15 protein-coding genes are annotated in these 23,414 nt (G+C 67.5%); 1 reads left to right on the forward strand and 14 read right to left on the reverse strand.

Features of this window, described 5'->3' with window-relative positions:
- Positions 1-75: 75 nt before the first annotated feature.
- The 5 genes from eccCa to ABZ824_RS28340 form a co-directional block, all read right to left on the reverse strand.
- Positions 76-4,077 carry a type VII secretion protein EccCa gene (gene eccCa / locus ABZ824_RS28320; RefSeq protein ID WP_356966567.1) on the reverse strand — a complete coding sequence of 1,334 codons (4,002 nt, stop codon included), beginning with the start codon at positions 4,075-4,077 and terminating at the stop codon, positions 76-78.
- The gene (eccB, locus tag ABZ824_RS28325; RefSeq protein ID WP_356966569.1) at positions 4,074-5,630 is read right to left on the reverse strand and encodes a type VII secretion protein EccB; all 1,557 of its coding nucleotides are present in this window, start codon (positions 5,628-5,630) and stop codon (positions 4,074-4,076) included. Before eccB ends, eccCa begins: the two co-directional genes overlap by 4 nt.
- A gap of 106 nt (positions 5,631-5,736) precedes the next feature.
- Complete coding sequence (eccA, locus tag ABZ824_RS28330; protein ID WP_356966571.1) at positions 5,737-7,497, reverse strand: type VII secretion AAA-ATPase EccA; 1,761 nt, start codon at positions 7,495-7,497, stop codon at positions 5,737-5,739.
- Positions 7,498-8,024: 527 nt separating this feature from the next.
- Positions 8,025-9,689, reverse strand: a complete 1,665-nt coding sequence (locus tag ABZ824_RS28335; protein ID WP_356966574.1) for a hypothetical protein — start codon at positions 9,687-9,689, stop codon at positions 8,025-8,027.
- A gap of 27 nt (positions 9,690-9,716) precedes the next feature.
- A complete protein-coding gene (locus ABZ824_RS28340; protein WP_356966575.1) occupies positions 9,717-10,664 on the reverse strand; it encodes a C40 family peptidase in 948 nt (315 codons plus the stop codon).
- 176 nt (positions 10,665-10,840) lie between these two features.
- On the opposite strand from ABZ824_RS28340, the gene ABZ824_RS28345 reads away from it, so the two are divergent.
- Positions 10,841-11,968 (forward strand): hypothetical protein, encoded by a 1,128-nt coding sequence (locus ABZ824_RS28345; protein WP_356966577.1) that lies wholly within the window; start codon positions 10,841-10,843, stop codon positions 11,966-11,968.
- A gap of 376 nt (positions 11,969-12,344) precedes the next feature.
- On the opposite strand, the gene ABZ824_RS28350 is transcribed toward ABZ824_RS28345, so the two are convergent.
- The 9 genes from ABZ824_RS28350 to ABZ824_RS28390 form a co-directional block, all read right to left on the reverse strand.
- Entirely contained in the window at positions 12,345-14,282 is a 1,938-nt protein-coding gene (locus ABZ824_RS28350; protein WP_356966579.1) for a type VII secretion target, read from the reverse strand.
- Positions 14,283-14,428: 146 nt separating this feature from the next.
- The gene (locus ABZ824_RS28355) at positions 14,429-16,975 is read right to left on the reverse strand and encodes a hypothetical protein (RefSeq protein ID WP_356966580.1); all 2,547 of its coding nucleotides are present in this window, start codon (positions 16,973-16,975) and stop codon (positions 14,429-14,431) included.
- Between the two features lie 7 nt (positions 16,976-16,982).
- A complete protein-coding gene (locus ABZ824_RS28360; protein ID WP_356966582.1) occupies positions 16,983-17,300 on the reverse strand; it encodes a hypothetical protein in 318 nt (105 codons plus the stop codon).
- Between the two features lie 37 nt (positions 17,301-17,337).
- The gene (locus tag ABZ824_RS28365; protein WP_356966584.1) at positions 17,338-17,712 is read right to left on the reverse strand and encodes a hypothetical protein; all 375 of its coding nucleotides are present in this window, start codon (positions 17,710-17,712) and stop codon (positions 17,338-17,340) included.
- A complete protein-coding gene (locus tag ABZ824_RS28370) occupies positions 17,709-18,434 on the reverse strand; it encodes a hypothetical protein (protein ID WP_356966585.1) in 726 nt (241 codons plus the stop codon). The genes ABZ824_RS28365 and ABZ824_RS28370 overlap by 4 nt, the downstream gene beginning before the upstream one ends.
- Entirely contained in the window at positions 18,431-18,769 is a 339-nt protein-coding gene (locus tag ABZ824_RS28375) for a hypothetical protein (protein ID WP_356966587.1), read from the reverse strand. Before ABZ824_RS28375 ends, ABZ824_RS28370 begins: the two co-directional genes overlap by 4 nt.
- A 22-nt stretch (positions 18,770-18,791) precedes the next feature.
- On the reverse strand, positions 18,792-20,255 hold the full coding sequence (locus tag ABZ824_RS28380) for a PE family protein (RefSeq protein WP_356966589.1): 1,464 nt from the start codon (positions 20,253-20,255) through the stop codon (positions 18,792-18,794).
- A gap of 45 nt (positions 20,256-20,300) precedes the next feature.
- Positions 20,301-21,917, reverse strand: coding sequence for a hypothetical protein (locus tag ABZ824_RS28385; protein WP_356966591.1), 1,617 nt, complete (start codon positions 21,915-21,917; stop codon positions 20,301-20,303).
- 29 nt (positions 21,918-21,946) lie between these two features.
- Complete coding sequence (locus ABZ824_RS28390) at positions 21,947-22,516, reverse strand: hypothetical protein (RefSeq protein WP_356966593.1); 570 nt, start codon at positions 22,514-22,516, stop codon at positions 21,947-21,949.
- Between the last annotated feature and the right edge of the window lie 898 nt (positions 22,517-23,414).

Raw genomic sequence — 23,414 nt, forward strand, 5'->3', positions numbered from 1 at the left:
ACTCGAGCGGTACACCAAGAACGCTAAGCTATTCCCAACCTTGGGGGACACAGGAACCTCGGCCGTGCGGCGCGTTCACTCCGGCGTCCACGCGGCTTGGACCAAGTCCTTGCGGGAATGCAGCGGCTCCACGAAGATTCCCCTTCCCACCGGCTGTTTGGTGGGCTTCACGTCACCGATGAGCATGCCGTCCAGCCTCGACCCATCGAGGATGATGCCGGAACAGTTGAGGTTCTTGATCTGCCCGAGAACGCTGTCGTACATCGCAGAATCGGCTTGGGCGATATTCCGGGCCGCGATGACATGCAGCCCGGTATCGCGGCCATCGATCATGAGGTCCCGCAACGGATCGAGCGGATTGAGCTGTCCGCGTTGAGCAACCATGTGGTAGTCATCGATGACGACGAAGATTTCCGGCCCGCTCCACCACGAACGATCCCTGAGCTGTTGCGGTGTCACATTGTCCGGCGGACGCCTGCTTCTCATCTTGGCGACGAACGGCGGCAGATTCTCACTGAGATCCCTAGCGCTGGTCAGATAGCCGACCAACTGGTCGTCGGGCAAGGCCTCCATATGCTGGCGGCGGTAGTCGACCAGCAGCACACGAGCCTCATCCTTGGTGAAACGGGTGCGGATGGACTCCAGCAGTGCCGATACCACCGTCGACTTTCCGGAGCCCGACGAGCCCAGCACGACCAGATGCGTAGATACGCCGAAGTCGTGTACAGCGGGACCGAGGTCGGATTCCCGGACACCGAACGGCACGACCAGCCGCTGCGCGAGGTTTGTCGGCTCGGGGATACGCGCGAGGACCTCGCTCAACGAGACCTGGCTCGGCAGCAACCTCACTTCCGGCGCCGTACGACCGTCGTGTGTCCGACGCAATTGGTCGGCAACGGCGGCCAGGCCGGCGGCAACCGACTCCGGATCGCCATTCCCGTCCGCACGCGGGAGTGCGGTGAGCATGTGCAATCCGTCAGTGGAAATACACCGGCCCGGCCGATTCGGCGGGATGGCCGCCACGACACTCCGCTGCCCGGTGAAAACCGTATCGGTCAGGTCACCCAACCGCATTTCCAGGCGGGTCTGCACCATGTCCTTGATCTGTGGCCGGATCGCCACCCACCGCGAACTACTGATGACCAGATGGATACCGTAATTGAGACCCTGTACCGCAATGGATTCCATCGTGGGCATGTACTCGTCGTAGAAGGGCCCATTCGTCGCGAATCCGATGTCCCAACCGTCGACGACGATGAACACATCCCCGTGGACATCGCCGGCCGCGGTCAACCGCGCGGACTCGGCGGCGGAGCCGCGGCGACGCCGGAACTCGCGCATCGTATCGATGCCGAGTTCGGTGAACAGCGTCTGCCGCATGGCGATCAAGTTGTTGATCAACGCGAAAGTCCGTCGAATACGGTCGGTGTCACGTGCGGAGGCCACGGAACCGACATGCGGCACAGTGCGAAGACCGGACAGGCCGCCCGAGAAGTCCAGGCAATAGAACTGCACCTGTTCGGGCGTGTGGGTCATGGCGGCCGATACGACCAGGGTCTGCAGCGCGGTCGACTTTCCCGACTGCGGGCCACCGACCACGGCCACGTGGCCGCCCGCGCTGGACAGATCGACCGACCACACGTCCTGGCGCTGCTGACGTGGCTTGTCCACGATCGCCAGCGGAAGCTGCAGCGCGCCTCGGGGAACGGCACCGACGAGCTTGTCGAGGGTGGGCGGCGTGCCGAGCGGCGGCAGCCACATCTTGTGGGCGGGCCTGCCGTGGCCGGCGAATTGCTGCAGCACGGTCTCCATGATGGTCACCGGCTCGCCTTCCGACGCGGGCGTCGGCGCGACCGGCTGCGGCGCGGCGATCGAGGCCGGACGCGCGTCGGCGATATGCACCGCGGTGAAACGCTGCGGCGGCCGATATCCGCCCCCGGCACGCCGCACCCGCTGTGCGTTGGCCGTGGAGTTCTGCACCGGCGCGGTGTAAGGCTCACCGACATACGCGGCTTGGAACCGTTGCAGATCGCCTGCGCCGACGCGGAGGTAACCGGCGCCGGGCTTCTTCGGCAAGTGATAGGCGTCGGCGGTGCCGATCGCGTCGCGCGAGTCGCTGGTCTGGTTGGTGCGCAGCGCCACCCGGTACGACAAATGGGCCTCGAGCTCGCCCATCCGGTTGGCAGGCACCTTCTGCGAGGCGAGCAACAGGTGGATGCGCAGCGATCGGCCCAGCCGGCCGATGGCCACGAACAGTTTGGAGAAGCCCGGGTGCTGTTCGAGCAGTTCGGCGAACTCGTCCAGAATGATCAGCAGCGTCGGCAGCGGCGGCAGGTCCGCGCCTTGCTCGCGCACTCGTTCGTAATCCGCCACGCTGGCGAAGTTGCCCGCGTCGCGCAGAATACGTTGCCTGCGGGCCATTTCACCGTTGATCACGTCTTCCATACGGGTGACGAGATCGGCTTCCTCCTCCATGTTGGTCACGACGGCGGTGACATGGGAGAGGCGGTCGTAGCCGAGGAAGGTGGCGCCACCTTTGAAGTCGACCAGCAACAGGTTCAGTACGTCCGGGGAGTGCGTCGCGATTGCCGAGAGCACCAGCGTGCGTAGGAATTCCGATTTGCCGGAACCAGTCGCGCCGATGCACATGCCGTGCGGGCCCATGCCTTCCTCGGCGGATTCCTTGATGTCGAGATAGACCACACCGCCCGCCGGATCGTGTCCGAAGGGGATGTTCAACCGCGAGCGGTCCGCGTCTCGGCGCCGGGGCCACTGCAGATCGATGCGCACCGCGCCCGGATCGGGCAGACCGACCATTTCCTCCCAGGAGGTGCCGCCGCTGGCTTGCTCCGCGGCCACCGCCTCCACCACGGTGGACAGCCGGTACGGCGAGAGGCTGCGCGCCATCCTCGTCATCGCCGCCACCGAGAGCGTGTCGGCGACGCCGACGCGCCGCAGCCCACGGACGGTCACCTCGTTGAGCGACCGGTCGTCACTCACGGTGAAGCGCAGGGCGCGCGGCAGATTCTGTTCCGTGGCGCCCAGCCGCAACCAGGTGCAGCCGTCGATGCCGGAAATGTCCCGGTCACTCGCGGGCCCGGCGACGTCGACGAGCAGCAGGAAGTGCGTGCGATCCAAGGTGGGCTGCGAATTAGCCGAGAACGGACCCCGATTGAGCCCGGCGAGCACCTTGGTGCGCAGTTCGGCGACGGTGCGGTAGACCATCCGGCTGGAGCCGATGGCATCGGTCTCGTTCGGATGCTGGGTGTGCGGCAGCCATTTCAGCCAGGACCATTCCGGCGCGTCCGGGTCGGACAGCACCGCCGCGACCGCCACCTGGTCCGGTCCGTGCAGCACTACCACCTCGGCGATCATCGCGCGGACCAGCCCGGACACCAAGCGCGGGTCGCCATCGATGCCCACCTGCGGCGCCGACAGCAGATTGATCGCGACCGGCATGCCGCCGACCGTGGAATAGGCCTTGGCGAAGCGGGTCAGCTCGACGACGCCGACCGGGTCCAGATCGGACGTGGGCGCGGCTTCGGGGACGATCACGCGCACCTGGTTGGCGATGCGCCCGCGGCCGACCCGCACGCGCAGGAACTGCGGACTGGCGACCTGCACCTCCCACATCCGCTTGCCGCCGATCAACCGGGCGATCTCGTCGGGACCGGGGTGGGTGTAGCGGAGGAAGGTATGCAGCTCGGCTTCCGCCGCGTGCACCGTCTTGCGGTTGTCGGTGATACTGCGCAGGTAGTCCTTGCGTTCCTCGTTCAGGCTCGCCGCACCGCCGGAATTGCCCCCGAAGGCGCCACCCATCATGCCGAACATCGACACGACCATCATGGCCGGGAACATCAGCGTCATCGGGTTCATGGCTCCGCCGCCGCGGAACATCATGACCATCATCCCTGCCATGGCCGCGACCATGACCACGGGCATGATCATCCGCAGCCGCGAAGGCGGAACCGGCTTGGGCAGCTCGGTCGGCGGTTGCAGCCGCAACTCGGTCACGGCGGGTGCTTTGGGACCGCGCACCATCCGTGCGGGCCGCACGAATCGGCGAGTACTGGTCACTGTGTTCCCCCGAGCCCGGCGACGATCTTGTTGTTCGGAATTCCGTCGTGTTGGATGCGAGCTTCCTTCTGGGACAGGGCGGGTCCGACCGCGAAGAGCGAGATGATGCTCCACGGCGCCGGGACCGGGGCACGCAGGGCGAGCGAGGTCAAGGTGGGATCGCCGCCGCCGCCGCTGTTCGGCTCGGTGATGAGGCCGTAGCGCACGCCGCTGTCGGAGACCCAGTAGAGCGATTCCCGCAACGGCGATCCCGGCTCGGTGCCGGTCACCTGCACGAAACGGCCGGTGTCCCTGGGCAGGTAGGCAGCGTCCGCGGTGGTGCCGCGTGAGGCGGCGGAGGTCACCAAGTCCACGGCGCGACCCTGTTCATCCTTCGTCAGCGGCAACTGTCTCCCCACCAGCAGCTCGGTGGCCGCGTTCGGATCGTTTCCCGAGCGCGACCAGTGCAAGCAGGTCACGCCGGACCGCTCCGGGTCGACCAAGCGAATGGGACGCGTCGGATAGGTGGCGGTGCCCGGCCATTGCCCGGGGCGCAGGTTCGCCGCGATCACGTCGGGGCCGACGGTGCGAGTGGACACCGCGCCTTGGGAGTCGGCGTTGCGCACCATCGCCGCCAGCACCGAGCTGACCCGCACCAACCCCGACTGTGAGACGAGATAGTACGAAACTCCCTGGTCCGGCGTCGATACGGTGAGTACCGACCCGACCGGCGTGGTGAATCCATTGTTCAGCGTGACCGACTCGCCCTTACCCGGTACGTCGGGCACCCGCAACGGAGGAGCCTCGGGAATGGCGTTGACCAAGCCTTTGGACGCCGCCATCACCGGAGCGGTCGAATCGATGCCGAGCGCCATGGCCACCGCCGTGTTCGCGAGATCGATCGCGGCGCGCACCACGCCTTTCTCGGCGTCGCCGTACACCAACCAGGTCGTGGTGTCGTCACGCAGCAGACGGGCCTCACCGTCGCCCAGTGCGCGATTGGCGTCGCCGTCCAGGGTGAGCGGGCCGCCGATCGCCGTCGTGCGCACCGCGGAGCGACTCACGGTCGGCAGACCGGTCGCGGGGTTGACCGGCGCCGCCGCACCGGTTCGCGCCGTGTCGCACACCGTCCACGACGAATCCCTCTCGCCGGTGTCGACGATGCTGCCAGGCGCACCGGGAATGCCGACCCACGGCCCGCGGGGAAATTTCGACAGCTCGTCCCGGGAGACCTGCACCGGCTTGTCGGGGGACCCGACGATCAACCGGGCCGACGTCAGATTCAGCGCCGGGAACAGCCGGTTGTTCACGCGCACGAACAGCGCGCCGGTGTCCTTCTCCGCGATGATCTTCGAGTCCCCCACCTTCTTGGCAGGCTTGAAGAACGCCAGCACGGCAGCACCCGCGATGATCACGCACGCGAGCGCGATGCCGACGGTCAGCGCGGTCGAGCGACCGCGCTGCGGATCATCGATCATCGACGCGTCGCGACGGACCAGCGCGTGCTCGATCCGGCGCAGCAGAAAGCGCCAGCCGGAAATCTGGTGTTTGGTCACAACCCGGAAGCGCGCCACCGGTTCTCGTTCCTTCCGCCGCCCTGCCCACCACACCGTAACCAGCGGTTACGGCATGAATACGACCACTATCCCCAGCGTCGGGAACAGTGGATCAGCGGACGCCTCACACCCGCGTGCTCGGCGCCAAACCCTCCAGCGCCGCGGTGACATCGAACGCATCGATCGTCATGAGCTCCTGGTCGGTCATCGCGGCGATATCGGCGTTCTCCCTGGTGAAGCGATAGTCGCGCTCGGCTTCGGCGGCCTCGACCACGTTGCGCACGAAACGACCGTTGCCGGCCAGATCGATCAATCGCCTGCCGTTCTTGGTCTGCCCCGCCAACTCTTCGCACCGCAGCCGCAGCACCTCGCGTGCCTGCTCGGAGAGGATCGAGTCCTTCTTCCGCGCGATGTGTTCGGCGATCTGCACCAGCTCGTCGGCCCCGTAGCTGGCGAAACGGATGCGCTTGGTGAAACGGGACGCCAGACCGTCGTTGGACGCGAGGAACCGGTCGATTTGGTCCTCGTATCCCGCGATGATCACGACGAGCTTGTCGCGATCGTTCTCCATCCGGGCCAGCAACGTGTCGACCGCTTCTTTGCCGAACGCGTCGCCGCCGGAAAGACCTTCCTGGATCAGGGTGTACGCCTCGTCGATGAACAGCACACCGCCGAGCGCCGTGTCGATCAGCGCGTTGGTCTTGGGGGCCGTGTGGCCGAGGTGGGTGCCGACCATATCGTTGCGGGAGACCTCGATGACATCGGCGTTCTCCACGACACCCAGGCCTGCGAAGATCTTGGCGATCACACGGGCGATGGTCGTCTTACCGGTGCCGGGCGGGCCCGAGAAGATCAAATGCTGCGACTTGGAATCCACCGCGAGCCCGCGCTTGGCGCGCACCTGGTCCATCAGCACGCCGGACTTGAGCCGGTCGACCTGCTCCTTGACCGAGTCCATGCCGATCTGCGCCTGCAGCAGATCCGAGGCCTCCGCGAGGAGGCTCTCGCGCTCCGCACGCGCCGCGCTGGCGGCCGCCTCACGCGGATCGTCACCCGTCTTCGGATCCCACTTGTTGGTCCGGGAGGCGATGAGTTCCGCAGTGGCGACTTCGAATCGGTACGCCTTGTCCCGCACCGCGCGCTGCCATTCCTCGCGCTCGGGCCACAGCGCCGAGCCCTGTAGTCCTTTGAGGACCTTGTCGGCGGCTTCGTGGTCGCCGTTGTGCCGCATCAGCATGCCGAGCAAGAAGTGCGCGTCGGCCCAAATGTAGGACAGACTGCCCGAGGAGCTGTCCTCGACGATCCGCTGCGCGCGCGGCATGGCCTCGCCGAAGCGACCCAGATGCGCCAACGACTGCGCGGTCATCAACTCCGCGGCGATGTCCAGCAGACCGTCTTCCAGTACCGGCCGCGCGCTGCGCAGCGCGAGCACATCCGGCCATTGCTTCGTCCGGAAGTACAGCGACATACGCACGAAATCGGATACATCGTCGCGCGGAACCTCGTCGAGAATCGCCGCGGCCTCCTGCCATTCACCGCCTTCGGCATACGAGCACGCCTGTGCGATGGCGATCTGGTCACGGTCGGCCATCGCGACGCGCAGGCCGTACATGCCGATCTCGACCTGGCACCACAGGGCGCGATCGACCAGACCCGCCCGTTGCTGATCGCGATAGAGATTGTGCACCGAGCGATAGGCGCCATAGATCACCTCAGAGGTGACCTCCCCCGCCATGGCGCGCCCGAGCCAGGCATCGCACATGTCCGGGTCGAGGTCGGTGGCAGCCCGAAACGCTGCCGCCGCGTGCTGTTCGTTGCGCACGCCACCGGCGACCAACCCAAGATTCTGTACACCCGTGTAGAACGCGTCCTCGGCCGCTGACACTCGGACTTCCCTTCCGCCGATCTAGCCTCATCGAACGATAGATTCCGGCGGTCACGCCCAGGACTCGGTCACTTCCCAACAATGGGAAGGCCACAGCATGATGCCGCCCGGCCGGGACATGCCAATTTTGAACGTGCCATCAGTTAACGGTATGTTTACCTCAGGGTCGGCAAACATCCGCCTGCAGACGACCCCTTAGGCGGCGGCTGGCCAGCCGCGATCCGGTCCCTCCAGCCGCCGCGCAGCAGGTCGCAGGCTCTGGCGAAATTTCTTGCCGCTATTTAGGTGCACACTATTGAACGTTCCGACAGAAGAGGGTACTGTCTGAACACAGATCGTCAGTCCCTCATCCTGACGATCTGAACCCAAAGCAACGGCCGGTGGCACCGGCAGGCCACCGGCCGTTGCGGGGGCGCGACACCCAGGCCGGTAGCACGGTGTGTCTACGTCTACCACTGCCGCCACTTCGACTCAGCAACCCATTCCCCTGCTTGGGAATGGGTTTTCTTGTGCCATAGATCGTCCGCTCAGTCGCGCGCCCCCGACGGATCCACGCGATCGGAGGACGTCACCCGCGACGGAGCCGCCGCCGCGTCGGCGAGATGGACACTGTCGACGCTCGCTTCGGCCCCCTTCTCCCGGACCACACGCAGCGGCGGTCGCGCGGCCGGAGCGTGCACCACGGCCGGAACGTCCCGAGTACGACGGGTCTTGGTCCACGGGGTCACCGCGGGCCGACGGGCTTTCGGAGTGGCCTTCGCCAGAGGTTCGGGCTTCGGCGGTGCGGGATTCGACGGGCCCGACTGCGCCACGGCACGCCCCCAAGGGGTGGACGCCGCAGCGGAGCCCTGCTGGGTGACGGGCGGAACACTCGGCGAATCGCCCACGACGGGACTCTCGACCGCGGACCCGTCCGCTACGGACAGCTGGCCGGCGGGCGCAACCGCGTCGGATGCCAAGCCGAGCCGGTGCACATCGGCGTCGGGCGTCGAGCGCGCCGGAACCTCGGGCACCGCATCACGAGCGGCGACCGGCACGGCATCCGCTTGCGCGGAGATCGCACGGGGGGGCTCGAGCCCGGCGGGTCGCTGCGCCACATCCGAATCCACGCCGTTGCGCCCGACATCGGATACCGGTGATTTCCTCGCGGGATCCGCGGCCGGATCACGTGGGTCCGCACCGGCAGGTGCGGCCGACCGGTCGCCGGCCTGGACCGGACCACCCGCGCGGCCTTCGGATCCGTTCCGGTCGACCGGCCGGTCCCCGTTACCGATCGCGTTCGTGGCATCACGCATCGCGGCGGGGACTCGCACGTTGTCGGTGCGGTGTCCGTCGAGACCAATGTTTCCCTGTGCAGCCGGAGCGAAGCGTGACCCGGGCTGTGCGTCGCGCGCTACAGGGAATTCCCGCGCTGCCGGGGCAGGACCGTGCGGTGTGGGGGTGTCCGTCGCGGTGTGCTGCGCCACATCGTCGAACGGCGTCGACGTCGTGAAGTCGAGTTCCGCGACGTTCTCGGCGAATGTCGCCGCGTGCCGCATGATGTCGTCGGCGTGATCATCGAGCACCTTCGCGAAATGCTGCACCGCGTCGGTGTCGATGTTCAACCGGGTGGCTCCGCTCGACGAAGGGATATCGAGGGCGTTGCGGGTGGCGTCGTAGACGATCCCGTTGACCATGTCGTCGATGGCCTGCTCGAGAGGTTCGATGGCTTTGCCGACGACCTCGGCGACGATGTAGCCGACCAGGTACTGCACCATCTCCTCGCACAGGCGGCGTGCCGCTGCGGCGACCAGCGGCGCGGACGGAGCCAGCGGCGGCGTGACCATGATCGACGCGTAGGTCGCGGCCAGGGCGGCGAGTTCGGCCAATACGGCGATCTTCACCGCGGTGATCACTGTCGCCGCCACTTCGAGGGCCTGCCCCACGAGCTTGCAGGCGCTGTCGAGTTGTCGCATGTGGGTAGCGCTCATGCCCGCCCAGGTGGCGACCAGCTGCTGGTAGGACTCGCCAGAGTAGAAGGCGCCCATCTGGTTTATCACGCCGCTCGCCGAGTCGTGCGTATCCCGCACTTGCTCGGCGAAGGTCCGGACATGCCCGGCGAGGGCACGCACATCGTCCTCGTTGATGTCCGGGTAGGGGATGCCGCAGATGTTGAGGAACAGCGCGACCTCGCTGGGGATATTTATGGCCACGCTGCGTTCTCCTCCGCGGTCACCGGCTCACAGCACCCGCACGACGACGGCTTCGCTCGGCATACGTGACCATTTCACCGTCGAACCCGTGTAGGGCGCCTCGATGACCATTCCGTTGCCCGCGGCCAGCTGCACGTGCTCGGGCCCTCTCGTGCTGAAGGAGCTGGCAGGGAACACCAGGTCACCGGGACGCACATCCTCGGGATGCACCCGGACCCCGCTGTAGATCTGCTCGTATGTGGTGCGCGGCAACACCACTTCCCCGTGGCTGGCCTGGGCGACGGCGTACTGCGTAAGGCCCGAGCAGTCGAATCCGCCGCCGCTCGGACCACCCGCGCCGCCGCCACCCCAGACATACGGCGTGCCGAGCCAGTTACTGGCGGCCAGTACCGCGTTGCTGCCGGTCGTCCCGTCGGAGGGCACCATGCCGCTGCGACGCAACCGAGACGAGGACTTGGCCCTGGAACGCGTCCGTCGCCGCCGCCGAGGCGCGGCGCCGTGCCCGGCCTGCCGGGTCACCGGCGTCGCGGGCGGCATGATCTGCGCGGCCTGCTGACGCGCGGCGGCGACATCGGCGTCGACCTGCTTGGTGGCATTCGAGATGGTGGTCTGCGCGGCATCCAGCAGCGCGGGACCGCTGAAACGGGTGTCGCCCACCGCGGCGATCGCCTGTATCCGGCTCTGGAGATCCGCGATCTGGTTGGTGAGCCGGCCGCGGCCGTTGACCGATCCGTCACCGGACTCGCCCACGGCCTTCTGGACGATGCTGTCCTTGCCCGCATGCGATTCCGCGATCGACAGCTGCATGCCCTGCGCCTCGCCATACCGGCGCGCCGCCACGCCGGAATGGGCGCCCAGGTCGGCGGCGAGCGCTTGGGTCGTGGTCGCCGCCTGGCCGGCGGGCTGGCCGTCGCCGTACAGCGCGAGCAGCGATCGGAGCACTCCGTCCAGGTCATTCGTCAGTGCCGGTGCCATTCGACCGACTCGCCATCGCTCATCACCGACCGCCTCTCACACTCTGCAGCTATTGTGTCGCCTCCACCGCTTCGGCCGTATTCCCATTCCTGGGTGGGTAATCGAACTATGAACCACTTCCCAGAATCGGGAAGCCGAGACAATAGGGGTGACTTCTGAGAGGCGGTGGCGGCTGCATGGTAACGACGGCGACGAATACCGAAGCCAAGAAGGCAACGGCGTCGGCATCCGCCACCCTGGCGAGCTATGCCTCCGACGCCAAGCATGTGGTGCCGATCCATTTGCACTGCCCGCCCGGTGCGTCGGAAGGGCTGCGCGCCTTCATCGCGATGGCGGAGACCGCCATCCAAACCGCCGTCGACCTGCTCGGCCGCGGCATGCCCAAGCCGCCGCCGGACGTGGAAGAGCTGCTGCAGCCCGACTTCTACAAAACCCTCGGCAAGGGCGAAGCGGACGAGGAATATCGAAAAAGCGTCGACAAGGTCGAGGCCAAGCAGTTTCAACTGCTGCAGATGGACAATAAGGTGATCAGGACCTCGCAGACGGTGGCCAGCGAGCAGGCGCGGGCTGTGAAATCAATCCAAGATATCGTCGCCAACCTCAACGAAACGCTGAAGCGCGCGGGCACGCGCAAACTCAAGCCCAAAGACGAGCTTCCCTATCTCGAAGCTGTCGCCACCGCGGTGGACCGGGTCTACGACAAGGTCACCGCGATCGCCGAACTCAACGATCACATGGCCAACGGCGGCGGAAGCGGCAGCGGCAACGGAAGTTCGAGCGGCGGCCAGACCAACGGGGGAAGCACCTCCGGCGGCAGCAGTGGCGGCGGCGACGGCGGACTGTCGTCGCTGTTGCCGATGCTGGCGATGCTGCCGATGGCGGCCATGCCGCTGATCTCGCAGATACCCCAGATGATGCAGAAGGCCGAAGAGGACAAGGCAAAAAAGGCCGAGGAGAATCAGAAGAACGGCGCTCCCGGACAGCCGGGCCAAGCGCCGCCACCCGGCAACCAGGCCGCGCCGCCGCAGGGCGACCCGAACGCGCAACCAGCCGGAGCACAACCGGCCACCGCGCCACCCGGCGGCGTCACCGCGCCACCCGGCGGCGTCACCGCGGCCCCGGCGGCGAATACCGCGCCGCCCGGCGAACAGAACGTGGCTCCGGCCACCGGATCACCCGGCGTCATCCCGGCTCGGCGGACCAGGGAGAGGTCCGCCGCCGATCGGCCCGACAGCCAGACCGCGCAGGATGCGGTGGACGAGCGCGAACCGGATCGGGAAGAAAGCTCGGTCATCGACGCATAGTCGAGCGGCCGTTCGGTCACCGCTCGAAGTGATCCCGCGTGTAGCTGGTTCGCACGCTCGATATCCGGCTATTCGCCTGGCACGATCGCGGTCCGGCGGACGGGCGTCGGCGCGGGCCGTGGGGATCAACGCAACCATCGGTGTCCGCCGCGTCGGTCACCATGAGCACGGCAGCGCAGCCTCCCATGGGCCGTCGCCGCAACTCGGTCGGAATTGCCGGTGCCTGCCCAGTGTGTGCCCTCGCCTCCCCTGCACAGACCGGTTTCGCGTAGCACGGTTGCTGGCAGGTACGCGCGATCCGGGTCGCGGCGAGGTGGGTGTGAAACCCCACCGCACCGCGTCCGTACCTCCGAAAGACTCTAGGCGAGTTCAGCTTTCACGACTGCTCCGGCGGCGCCACCGACGGCGGCGTCGTCGAAGGCGCGACGACGATGGTGGGCGGCGGCCCTCCGGCGACTTCCGGTGCGGTGACCGAGGGAACCGTCGCGGGCCGAGCCACCCGCTCGGGCTGCACGGCGGCGGAGACGGGCGCCGGTGTCGAGACGAATTGCGGATGCAACGTGATCTGTTCGTGCGCGTAGACAGCGTCGCGCAGAGTCTGTCGCCCCGGTTCGTCGGCCAGCAGCAGCACCAGCTCGTTGCATCGTCGCTCGAAAACCATGCTGCGCAATGGGGAAACCCCGGCATCCAGCCGCAGCTGGCCGATCTCCACACGGCCCACGTCGACCCGCTGTCCGAGCATCGAGGCCGCCAGCAGATCGTCGGCGTCACGCAGCTCGTCCCACAGTGCGCGCGGCACGGCCCTCCCGGCTTGCAACTCGGCGAGGATTCGTTCCCGCACCGTGCGCGACGTGGCGGCTTCGGCGGGCACCGGTCCGGAACGTCCGACCTGTGCGTGGGCATCCGCGGCCAGCTCCACACATCGAGATGCCACCTTCGCGTCGGGCACCGACGCGACATGCTCCAGGCCGGGGATCGAACCAGCAAGACCGAGGCGGTCAGCCGTGTCGGGGGTGAACGTGCGCAGGTCGACGTCGTAGACCGGACCGACAAGTCCTTCCATCGCCGCGTCACCGAATCGGGCACGCAAGCCGGGGTCGATCGGTCCGGACGAGACCAGGGCAGACAAGCTCGCGTTCGCTTTGCCGCCCCACGCCAGGCCGAACTCCGCCAGTACCCGAGCCGGATCCGTGACACCCTCCCACGGTGAACCGGCACCGTCGTCGGCGGCGAGCAACTCGTCCCAGTTCCACGGCGTGGAAACCTCACGCGGCAGGAACAGTCCTGCGGGCAACCAACCACGGCCTTCGTTGGAAGTGATGAAGACGCCGATTCCCCCTGGACCGCGCATCACCGCGACCGCCCAGGCCATGCCCACCGGAGAGTCCACGGCGGCGAGCACGCTACCGAGCAGCGTCTTGGCCAGCACCAGATCGTCGTTGACCGGGCTGCCCACCACGTAGGCGGGTTCAGCCTCCTTGTCCTTCGCCGAGGCGACGGCGGAGGCGAACGGGCTCGCGACCGGGACCGGCATGGGCGGCATGTCCGACCGGCCGGTCGCGCCGCTGGTCGGCTGCGTGGCGCCTCGGTCGTCCGGGCTCGCGTTGAGTGGCCCCACTCCACCGGGCGGCATGCCTGCGGTCGTCGGCGCGGTCACGCCGGTGCTCGACGGTCCACCCGTTGTTGTCGGCGTCGCGCCGGCCGCGTTCGGCGTTCCAGCGCCGTTGGTGCCGACCGATTCCGTCGGCGCGGCGGTCGCTCCGGGCACACCCGTACCCGTGGGCGACGCACCGTTCGGGCCGCCGGGCGACGTACCGAGCGGGTAGTTCTGGGTGCCGTCGGGATCGGCCGATGCCGGGCCCGCCGAAACGGGGCCTGCCGAAGTAGGAGCGGCCGACACGGGGCTGTCGCCGGGCGCCGAACCGACCGGCGTCCTCGTGCCGCCCGGACCGTACTGATCGGTCGGGCTTCCGCCGAGCCCGGTCGGGGACCTGTGATCGGTGTCGTCCATCAGCCGCCGGATCTCCGAGGCGGTTTCCGAGTCATGCCGCTCGTAGGCGGCCGCGGACGCCTGCAGCGAATCGGCGGTGCGGTCGTGTTCACTGGCCAGCGCCTCGCCCGCACGCTGGCGGGCATCGTAATAGCGCTCCAGCGCTTCGTAGACCGGATAGGCGATCTTGCCGTAGGTGGGCAGGAAGTTCGCGAGCCAGTCAGCGGGCGGTTTGGCCCATTCCCTGGTATCGGCCGCGACCCGGCGGTGTTGGTCGGCCAGCTGACGCAAAACCGCAGGGTCGATTTCCATGCTGTTCGGCATGCTCGATCAGATCCTTTCCCACCACACGTCCCACTATTGTCGATCCTTCCCAGCCATGGGTAGTGCGCGGCGTTTGCCCGGTTCACACTTTGATCAGTGGCATTGGGCCGTAGCGCTTTTCGTCTATTGCGGCGCCCGGCCCATCCTCACCGACCCGGACCCGCGGTGATGGTCGGGCGACGAGTCCGGGCGGCAGCGGGGCCCGGAGCCGGTGCGACGAAGTCCGGATGACCCACGATTTGCGCGTGCGCGTACACCGCGTCGCGCAGACGCCGGCGTGTCGCGTCCTCCGCCAGCAGCAGCACGAGTTCGTCGCAGCGGCGCTCGAAAACCATGGCGCGCAACGCGCTCATCTCCGACGTGTACCGGCCGTCGGCCTGATCGGCGCGCAACTCGCCCAGCGCGACCCTGGACACATCGGCACGCCGCGACAGCATCGTCGCGGTGAGCAGGTCGTCGGCATCCCGCAACTCCTCCCACCACTCCTGCGATACCTCACGGCCCTGCCGGAGCGCGCCGAGGATCCGCTCCCGTGTCGCAGGCGCTGCCAGCGCGGCGGGGGAACCCAGACCCGCCTTGTGGACCCGGACATGCGCGTCCCAGGCCAACTCCCAGCATCGCACCCCGATCTCCGACTCCGGCGTGGTCGCGGCCCGCTGCACCAGCGCGGGAGCTCCGATCAGTTCGAGGCGGTCGACCAGATTCGGCTTCGGCGCGCTGAAGTCCATCGCCGAAGCGGCGGGGACTTCACCTTCGATCGGCACGTCACCCAATTGCCGTCGCAACTCGGCACCGACTTCCTCCGAAGAGACGACGGCGGTCAGCCGAGCACCGGACTTGCGGCCCCAGGCGATTCCGAATTCGGCCAGAACACGCGCGGGATCGGCGACACCCTCCCACGCGCTCTGGGCCACCTCCCACACCCACGGCGTGGACATCTCACGCGGCAGGTACAGCCCGGCGGGCATCCAGCCGCGGCCCTCGTTCGAGGTGATGAATGCGGTGATGCCGCTCGAATGACGCATCACCGAGACTGCCCAGCCGAGCCCGAGGACCGCGTCGCCGCCCGCGGCAAGGACGCCGCCGAGCAGCGTGCGGGCCAGCACCAGGTCGCCATCCACTCGCTCGCCCAGCACGAATGCCGGTGCGGCCGCCGAGGTCATGGCCGCGCCCACCACGGTGCGCATCGAGTCGTCGGTGTCGTCCTTGTCCGCATCAGCACGCTGTTCGGTCCGTTCCGGCGGCTGCGCCCGCCCTGTGCCGCTCGCCCCGGGAGGTGGCGTCGCGCCCACCGCCGTGACTTTGGGCGCGGCGGCCGGTCCACGGGTTTCGCTCGGCGCGACCGTGGTCTGCTTCGGCTGGACTTGCGGCGGACCCGAGCTCGCCTGTGCCGCTGGAGCGGAGACCGACGATCCGGGAGGAGGGGCCGAGGCGGCGGGTGTGGCCGGTACATACGATGCGGGCGGTGCGGTGGCAACAGGCGCCGCGACAGGTGGCGGAAGAATCAACGGCGGTGGCGCCGATGCGACCGGGTCGGCCCCGGGCACGGAGGAACCGGTGAACTGGTCGGATGCGGCAATGTCGTGCGATTCCGCCGCAGAGACGGTAGTGGCACGGTCGGGGCTCGCGGACTCCGTTCTGTCGACCGAGACATCCTGGTCCCTCCCGCGTGAACCGTGTGCATCCGAACCGGGCACACCTTGATCGTGACCGTCCGTCGCCACATCCTGGTCCGAAGCCATGGGCTGGCTGTCCGTGATGTGCCCACGAGGCGGGCCACTCGCGGCAGGCAGACCGGGTCCGTGATCGGGGACCCCACCGGGCGTGTTGCTCACGGGGACGGTCGTCGCCCCACCGGGCGTGCGCTGGTCGGGCACAGGGTTTGTCGCCGAAGGGCCGACCGGAGTGTCCTGCACCGGCTCCGGATTCGGTTGTTGCCCGAGTTCGTCACCGGGCAACAGCACCTCGCCCGGGTCCACGGTCGGTCGATGATCGACTTTTTCGGGGAACACCGCAACCGGCGAATCGTCCTTCGGCCCGTTCACCCGCGGTGATCCGTCTTGCCGTTGGCTGCCGGAGTGATCCGTGGCGGGACGGTTCTGTTGGTGGTCGCCACCGCTGTGGTCGTGCGCCCTGCGGTGTTCCGGCTCCCAAGGCCCCGGCTGGTCCAGCGCATCGCCGATCCGATTCAAAGTGGGCAGGTCGTTCGGCCCGAGCGCGCCGAGCGCGGCTCGGACGATATCCTCGACGTCGTCCCGGGCGGCGTTGATTATTCCGGGAATCCGGTTCCGGATCGCCTGGGCGTCGGCTTCGTCTTCCTCCGCCGCGGCGGCCCGCTTCGTCGCGTTGATCCTTCGAGTGGCCTCATCGACCACGTCCAGGATCTTGTGGCGTGTCCGGTAGACGAGGTCGGAGAAGAAGCGAAAGGTGTCGGCTGCCGCCTCCAAGGCGTCGGCGAACGCCTGCGGATTCTTGCTCTGGCGCAGCATCTCGTCCTTGATCGGGTCCAGAGCGGCGCTGGCGCGAACCCGTTCGTCGAAGTCGCGGCGCTTGCCGTCGGCCTCGAGCAGATCCAACCCCGCCGCGCCGTCGCGCGCGAGACGTTCGAGCGCATCCCAGTCCCCCGGCGAAATCGCCGGCCAGTTGTCTTTGACGATCTCGGTCCAGTACGGACTGCTGCGCTCCGGTTCCATCAGCGAGTCAGATGGGTTCGGCGCTACGCACCGCGGCGCCGCCTTCTCGATCGTGATCACCGTGCGCGTGGGAGATCCGTGCCGCGAACTGCGTGGTCGCCTCCGCCCGGCGGCCGTTGGCACGCACCGCACGCTCGAAGGTGGTCCTGATCCACTCCGTCTTCGCCACGAGTTGGCGGTCGAGCTCCGATTCGGGCCGCCGCGGCGCGACGAAGCCGTCGACGGTCCCTTTCGTCCGACCGCCGGTAGTGGTCATCGCCGTCCCCCACTTGTACGCGGTGGCGACCACCTCGTGCGGCGGGTCGGTGTCGAGTCTGTCGGTCATTGTCGCTGTCCTGTCTCGCCGTTGCGGCGGTCGGCACTCAGGTGTCGCGTCGGAACTCGGATTCCTCCATGGCGCGATACGACGCCTCGGTCGGAAGATCGAACGAGTCGATCGTGTAGGAACGGGTGCCCTTGTACTCCATCTCGGCCCGCAGGCCCACACGCGATTTCGCGTGCGCCAGGCGCGCGAGCTTGACGATTTGGGACGCCAGCCACTCGTCGCCGTTGTCGCGGGCGTCATCGGTGATATACAGGCCGATGATCTCCCCGTCCCGGTCGCACCCGACGCCGACCGTGTGATCAGGGTTGAACACCTCGTAGGTCAGGTTCCGCCAGTCCGGCGGGGCGGCTTCGTGCTCACCGTCGTCGTCGACGTCGAAGTCGTCGACCTGGAACGAGTGCATGTCGGTCATCGGCTGCTCTCCGAGAATCGTTCGCCGGGGCGAGGGTCTATCAGGTAGTCGGCATCGTCGGACACGGATTCCAGGCGCGCTGCCAGTGCGGACCACGCGGAGTCCTCGATACGCATGACTTGGCGCAACTGCCAGAACCTGGCGCCGAGATACATCTCACCGGTGCCGTCGGCTGCCACATCGAGATGATCGGGACCGTCGGTAGTTGCGTTCAAGCTGACGGCCGTGAGCGGCGGGCGGGTGTCGTCGACATTGACCAAGGTCGCGCCGCCGCCCGGAATGAAGCTCTGCCGCAACCGGGCGCTGGTTCCGATCGCGACGTCCGCGCTGTTGGTGGTGATGGTGACCTCGGGATTCAACAGCAGTTGCAGCACCCACGAGCGAGCCGCCTGCTCGGGATGGTCGGCGTTGATCGCGATGGTGAGGGTGGCCGCCAAGTCGACCACGAGAACCGAATCCGTATTCGTGACACCGGCGATCACCAGACGCCTGGCGGTGCCCACCGGGTACGGCAGGTCATCGGCGGCCAGGGACACCACGTCCGCACCGACCGAGCCACCGGTCGCCGGGTGCGCCGAGACGGTTCCGGTGGCGATATCGATCGTGTAGGCCACGATCGTCTCCGAAATACCGTCCGCCACCCCGGCCAGACGGACCAGCCCCTCGTCGTGCAGCCACCGCACCGTATCCGCGACGGTGACGTCCGGGGCCGGCTCGGTCATCCTGCCTGCCCGGAAGCGGTGGCGACCGGCTCTGCCGCCTCGACGGGGTTCTCCATGACGCTTTGGTACTGCCGTGCCGCGTCGGCGGTGCTCTCCCGGATGGCGGCCATGATCTCGGTGACCAGTTCGGGGCAGCTGAGCCGCGCAGCGGTGCCCGGCGCGAGGTAGAGGTCGGTCAACCTCCCCATCGCGTCGACTTCCGGGATGACCGCGCCACTGGGCGACGGCCTGCGTGCCCTGATGTTGTCGATCTTCTCCCGCATCTCGGCGATCCGGTGCCGCAGATTGCGGGCGGCGTCCAAAGCCGCCTGCACGTCCGGGTGGATGGAACTCATAGCTCCACCTCGCTGCGCTCACTCATGCGTTACCTCCGGATTGGGTCGGTGTCTGGTTGCCCGGGCCGGGCGTCGGCGGGGTCACGGTCGGGGCTATGGTCGGCCGTTCGCCGATGACCGCTTCGGTGTGCGGTGTGTCATCGACATACATCAAGCGGTCCGGATGCCACGCCACGACTCGGTTGCGGTCGTTGCCATTGCCTCCCGCGTTGCCCATACCCGGCGCCATCGGCATGTACGGCATCATCGGCGATCCGCCACGCGCGGCGGTTGCCCCTGCGGCCGACGACGCGGCGAGTGGTTCGATGACCGACGTGCGGGGCATGCCCGAACCCAGACTGGCCGCCGCGGCCACCGGCAGCGCGGTCGCCGCGACGGTTTCGGCCTCGACATCCGGGATGCCGAGACCGGGACTGCCGGCGGGCATCCCGCTCGGGCTGCCCGTCCCGAGTCCGCTGGGAATGCCGAGATCGTCGTAACCGTAGTCATCGACGCCGTAGTCGTCGTACGCCTCCGACGGATCCGACTTGCCGAGCTGACTCAGTGGCATTCCGGCCGAGGTCATCGCACTCATCAAGGCGGGCAGCATCTGGCTCAACGCGCTGCTGTCACCGCTACCGCTTCCCTTGCCATCGCCGGTGCCTTCGCTGGTGCCGACCTTCGAGCCGACCTCGGTGGAATATCCGGTGATCGTCTCCGCCGAACGAGCATTCTGTTCGTTGAATTTCGCCAGCGCGGCTTGGATACCGACTTCGTTTTTGGAGCGCATCGCCGCGAGGAGCTCCTTGCGCGCGGCGATGATCTCCTCCGGCGTGGGATGCTTCGCTTTCGCGGTACGGAATGCGTCGCTGTAGGTGTCGATTCCGTCGGCCAGGAGACCGAGACCCGTACCGAGCTGGTCGAGCCATCCGCGGCGCCGCCCGAGTTCCGACGCCGCCTTCGCGCCGACCGGTTCCCAGTGCTGCATCGACCTCGTCGCCGAGTCCACTCCCTCGACGGCCGCGAGGTGCGGTCCTCCGGCGAACTTGCGCAACGCGTCCGCGAATCCCTTCGCCGCGCCCGGCCCTGGGCCCGAGTGCAACTGCTGGGCGAAGGTCAACGGGTCGACGGCGCCACCCGCGACAGGGAACCTCAGCGCGGGCGGGCGCCGCTGGCCGATTTCCTGGACATCGCCGACGGGATTGGTCAGGCGTTCACCGCCGCTGCCGTTGATGGCCCGTGCGCCGTCGTCATCGCCCGCGGTGTACTCGGCTGCCGCCGTGCCGATGTTGTACGCGGTGCGCTGGATGTCGGTGAGAACACCCGCCATGCCATTGAGCAGAGACGCGGCTTGCGCGTTGAGCTCCGGCACCGCCGCAGCGGAAATCGGGTCAGCTCCCGCGGGCACCACCCATCCGCCGGGTATCGCCGCCCCGGTATCGCGCGCCACCCCGGCGAGTTTCGACGCCGCAGCGACGAGTTCCTGCGGATCCACATTCAGCGCCATCGCGACCTCCTATCCTCATCTGCCGCTGCCACATTGCTCGCGCGATCAGCCCGCGGGTACCGCGGCAACCGGCATTGCCGCGTTCGCGGACTGATCGGCCGTGCCCGGCGTCGCCGAGGGCACGCCCCCGTCCACCGGCGCGGTCATATCGGTGTCCTTCGGGTGCACGAACCCCTGGAACGCACCGAATTCTCCTGCCTTGTCGGACATCTCAGCTGGATTGCACGGTTTCAGCTCGCCGTCGACGATGACTTCCATCGTGCCACCCGTGTCGGAAGGGAATACCACGAGAACCGCCGTGCGCTTCTCCCAGATGCCGACGTCTCCGGTCATCGCCTGGAAAGGATCGATGGGAGCGCCGATCTGCTTCTTGTCCGACCACTTCGACGACGTCTTCTCGTACGCCTTCTGCGCGTCGGTGCCGCTCTTGTTTCCGAACGCCGCGTCGAGAACTTGGGCGCGCATCGCGGAAACCTTCTGCGTGCGTCCGTCGGGGAAGGTGTAGACCACGCTGCCGTCCGCACCCGGTGTACGACCGGGCGCCACCGCGGGCTGTGTGGAAGTCGTCGTGCCCGCGGGCGCTCCGGTGTGCTGCGCCGCCGGAGCGGTCGTGGACGGCTGTGCGGTGACGGGCTGGGCCGTGGTCGGCGGGACAACCGGTTGCGGAGCGACCTGGTCGAGTTCGTCCTCGTAACGACGGGGATCCAGCTCCGCGCGGCGGCTGTTCAGGTCCGTGTCTGCGCCGAGACGATTCATGAGTGGCCCCATCATGAACGGCAGCATGGACATCGCGTCCAGGCCGGAACTCGCAGGCGACGTAGCGGCCGACGACGGCACACTCGGAGTCTCGGGTGTCGTCACGCCCGGCGTCGTGGTCCCGCTGGGGTCGAGACTACTGGGCGTCTGGCTGGTCGAGCCGGGAGTGTCCGTTCCAGAGGTGTCCAGATCGGTCGGCGTCGTGCTGGGGCTGGTCGGGTCGTCCAGGCTGTCCAGGCCGGTGGGGAAGGCACTGTTGTCCACGGCCGGCGGGGTCGTCTGGTCGGTGGTACCGGGGGTCGTCGGCCAGTTCGACGTGTCGACGGCAGGCGGGGTCGTCGCCGGGTCCTTCGACGCCGCCTCCAGTTTCTTTATCTGATCTTGCAGGTCCTTGATCATCTTCGTCTGATCGTCGATGTCCTTGGCCACGCCGCTCTGCCCCTGCCTTACGGTATCGATCTCGGTGGCAAGGGAATCGTTGGCATCAGTCACCCAGGTCAAGATATAACTGTCGATTTGTATGCCCTGGGGTGGGGCGGTAGGCGCCATCGCCACAATTTTCTCGTCGATTACCTTATTGGTCACTTGCTGCCCCGCTTCGGACCATTTTCCGGATTCTCGTACCGAGTTCACCAGTTCGGTGATGTTGCCGTTCAGGTCGCTGTACGACCGCTTCAGTTGCACCGCCACTTCCGTGTAGTTCGTAAAACTGCCGACATTCGCGGGGGCGACCTGTGGCACATCCGGAGCATTGGGGGGATCACTCTTCGAATCTTCTCCGAGACTCTTCCAGATCCCGTCGAAGTTTTGATACAGGCTCTTGAAGCAGGAATCGGTGAAGACCGAGAAGACCCATTCGGCCGGGTAATTGCCCTCCTGGATCTTCTTCCGGTCGGGCATCAGCATCGGGTGCATTTCCTTCATGGAACCGCCCCTCAGCTAGTGCTGAATGTCGTTTTTGCGTTGAGTGGCTTGGTCGGCAGCGTCGCCGGATATGACTGCCCTTGCCCCGGAGCCGAGCCCGGCCCCCCTGCATGCCCGACGCCCGAAAGACCGGAAAAAACGCCGGCGCCGGTCAACCAACCGCGGGCGGCATTCAGTGAGACGCCCCTATTGCCAAACGCCGTTGCGACATCCCTGCCTAATGTTGCTCGGGCGATCTGGGTAGGGTTTCTTATAGCTGGATGGATTGCACCGTCGAGCATCCGTCTCGCCAGATTGCGCCCACCCAGCGTCGCGAACGCACCACGGGCGGCACCACCGGCCCCGCCTCCTAGCAATGCAAAGGCGCCGGATTCGGCGCCATTACTCGCTGCCTCGCCCCAGTTGCCAGTGGAGATGCCGTCCCAGAGCGTCTCCGACAGGAATGCCCCCGCCGAAGCGCCTAACGCGGTACCGACCCCCGGAATGGGAATAAGCGACCCAACCGCGCCACCAGCAACGGTGGCAGTTGTGGTCACCGCGAACTTGGCGACACTCGACCATGGAATACCGAAGAAGCCCATGAGATCACCTCCCGGATGCTAGGCGGAGCGCCGGTGCACGGCGGTCGACTGGTCGTCACTTGTGTCCATTGCGGCCGACACCACCTGGGTCAGAGGCTCGCAAGGCTCGTGCCTCACCACGGCAAAGTCCGCCTTTCGATCGAACTCCTCATCGTCGACCGGAGCGGTGTACGCGGTGATCGACCATGAGTGAGACCTACTTTCGACGTCTTCATTGTCGAGGCTTCCCAACTACGGGAAGCAGCGCGCTGGCAGAACCGGGGAGGCCGGTCCGAATCCATCTACACTGACATGCGCGAATTGTCCAGGCTGCCAGATGAGTTCACAGCGACTTGTGCGGATGGGTTGGATGAACGTCTACGACCCACTGCTCGAACCTACCGTTCGGGCACCCTCCACCTGCCGATGGCACCGTCAACCGGGGGACGATCATGACCTCTGCTGAAATCTGGCCCGCCGGGGTCGAGGTGGCAGCGCAAGAGCCGGAGACGGCGGAAGATCACCAGACCGGCCCTGCGACGCCATGGTCAAGCCGGCCGGATCAGCAGCGGCCACGGCCGGGCACGGCCGTACCGGGACAACCGAGCGTTTCCCCTCCGCCCGGGCAAGCGGGCGCTCCGGCACCCGGCCAATCCGCTGGCGCCGGGCAACCGAATTCGTCCAATTCGGGTCCGGCTGTGCCGGGTGGGTCGGGCGTGCCTGGTCAGGCGGGGCTGCCCGCGGGTGTGCCTGGTCAGGGTGTGCCTGGGCAGGTTGCTGTGCCTGGGCAGCCGGGTGGTGTGGTGGCTCCGCGGGTGGAGTCGGCGCCGCCGGGTGGTGGGGGTCGGGAGCCTGAGCCGGAGCCGGAGCCGTTGGTGGATCCGGAGTTGGTGGCGGGTATGGCGCCGATGGCGGGGAT

Source organism: Nocardia sp. NPDC047038 (assembly GCF_040644075.1).
GTDB classification, from domain to species: Bacteria; Actinomycetota; Actinomycetes; order Mycobacteriales; family Mycobacteriaceae; genus Nocardia; species Nocardia sichangensis.